Annotated in this window: 4 protein-coding genes; all 4 read right to left on the reverse strand. The window is 62.7% G+C overall.

What is annotated here, in order from left to right; genetic code table 11:
* Positions 1-4: 4 nt before the first annotated feature.
* The 4 genes from ACH65_RS17770 to ACH65_RS17785 all read right to left on the reverse strand — a co-directional run bounded on the left by ACH65_RS17770 (position 5) and on the right by ACH65_RS17785 (position 1,561).
* On the reverse strand, positions 5-232 hold the full coding sequence (locus ACH65_RS17770) for a DUF1828 domain-containing protein (protein ID WP_049623974.1): 228 nt from the start codon (positions 230-232) through the stop codon (positions 5-7).
* Between the two features lie 119 nt (positions 233-351).
* Positions 352-672, reverse strand: coding sequence for a DUF6978 family protein (locus ACH65_RS17775; protein WP_202594242.1), 321 nt, complete (start codon positions 670-672; stop codon positions 352-354).
* 173 nt (positions 673-845) lie between these two features.
* A complete protein-coding gene (locus ACH65_RS17780; protein ID WP_049623975.1) occupies positions 846-1,196 on the reverse strand; it encodes an HVO_A0114 family putative DNA-binding protein in 351 nt (116 codons plus the stop codon).
* Positions 1,193-1,561 carry a toxin-antitoxin system TumE family protein gene (locus ACH65_RS17785; protein WP_049623976.1) on the reverse strand — a complete coding sequence of 123 codons (369 nt, stop codon included), beginning with the start codon at positions 1,559-1,561 and terminating at the stop codon, positions 1,193-1,195. Before ACH65_RS17785 ends, ACH65_RS17780 begins: the two co-directional genes overlap by 4 nt.
* Between the last annotated feature and the right edge of the window lie 260 nt (positions 1,562-1,821).

Genomic DNA, 1,821 nt, shown 5'->3' on the forward strand with positions numbered 1-1,821 from the left:
TAGATCAGAGCATCCCTAGCGAGCAACCAGACTGAATGAGGTCGGCGATGGTGTAGCCATCGTCCGTCAACACGAACTCGCCGTCGACCTCGCGCAAGTAGAGCTGGATGTAGTCGTTGTGCCGATCTAGATACGGCGTCGTGATCTCCGTCCAGCCAGCAGTCTCCCGCCACGACGTCTTGGCCTTCAGCCACGCGTAGTAACGGTCAACAAGGTCGCTAGTCGTATTCATGCAAACAGCCCAAACGTGATATCCGGCGCAACAACGACCCGGCAGTACACCATGAAGTCATGCAGCACTCGGCGGGCATCGCCTGGCGCACTTAGCATGCCTTCCGGCACCGGGTACGCTCAACGATCACCGTACCCTTCTCGGTACAGATGTAGATGCGGCACGCCAATTTCCGTGCCATCAGGGTTGCGGTGGGGCGCGGCAAAATCGAGCCTGGCTAAGACGATGGTCTGCCGGCCACGCGTCTGGTAACCCGTGGTCAGCGCGATACGCTTTCGGTTGATGTCGAGCGAGAACGACTCCCGGCCATCCCGCGAGACCAGTGGCACCTCAATACGGCCGCCGAGATCAGGGAAAGCCACGGGGTCGCCATTTGCACGCTCCTTCTCCATCCGCAACAACGCATCAGCGTCAGACTGCGACAGCAACCCGTCAGCCATATCCCCTCCTTGCATCAAGCGGTACGACCACAGCCGGCGGTAATGATCCGCGCCCCTTGTCTCACAACTCGCGACCTCCAGCAAACAGTCGATCAGGTGTGGCCTTGGTTACTACCGAAGCCATTGAATCCTGCCGCCGATTCGCTCGCTCACGTTACTCGGGCATCCTTATCTCACGCAGCCTGAATCAGGAACTCGCTGGCCTTGGCCACAGGCTGCACTTGCCGCGCCTGCCGGCGCAGCTCCACCAGCCCGTAGCGCTCCATCGTCTTCAGGGTGCGCGACAGGTTGCTGGGCGCGCGCCCGCTCAGCTCGGCCAGATGGTTCAGCGACTCCGGCTTCTGCTCACGGATCAGCTTCAGCAAGGCGCGGTTGTCGTCGGACAACACCTCGGCCAGCGAACGCATGGACGTGAACCAGATTTTCGGCTCGCCCGCCGCCGGCTTGCGTTCCCCTCGCGCGATAGCGAGTGCGCGGGTGCGGATGGCTTCCTGCGTGGCGATGCCAATGACGATCTTCTTCATGCCTTTGCCTCCTTCAACACGCGGTCGACCTCGCCAAAGAAATCCTTGAGCAACTGGTCGGCGCTGGTGAACTCGTAGGGCACGCCCTTGTCCCGTGCGTGCCGGTGCTTGTGGTCGTACGCCAGCCGCCGCCCGGCGAACTTCTTGCGCTTCGGCGGTTTCACCGCATGCGCGTTGTCGTAGCCCAGCAAGCGCGTGCCATGCCGGTCATGCAGCGTGAGCGCGTAGCGGATGCCGTGCGGAATGTGCTCGTCCGCCGCCACCTCCCACGCCTCGATCTTGATCCAGAAACCGCCGCCCTGGTCATAGACCTCGCCATGCAGCAACAACAAGTTGTCCAGACTGTGGTCGTGCGTTGCAACCATGCTATCACCAGGTGATATGTTATGCCATGCCGGCCGACACCGTACCGGGGCCATCTGGCCGCATTGTCCGCGATTTCGCCGCGAGGCCGAATCTCCACGCCCGCCGGCCCGTAGCCGCGCATGCGGCTGCCTTTCCCGAAGTCCGCACGCGTCATGGCCTGAAGGCCAGCCGTGCCTCCGGCAGCGTCGGCCCGCAGGGTGCGGCATGGACGCCGCACGGCACCCCCATTGAAGCGCTCTCCTGATTCCCCACATCACGC

The sequence above is a fragment of the Frateuria defendens genome (assembly GCF_001182895.1).
In the GTDB taxonomy this organism is placed as follows: Bacteria; Pseudomonadota; Gammaproteobacteria; order Xanthomonadales; family Rhodanobacteraceae; genus Frateuria_B; species Frateuria_B defendens.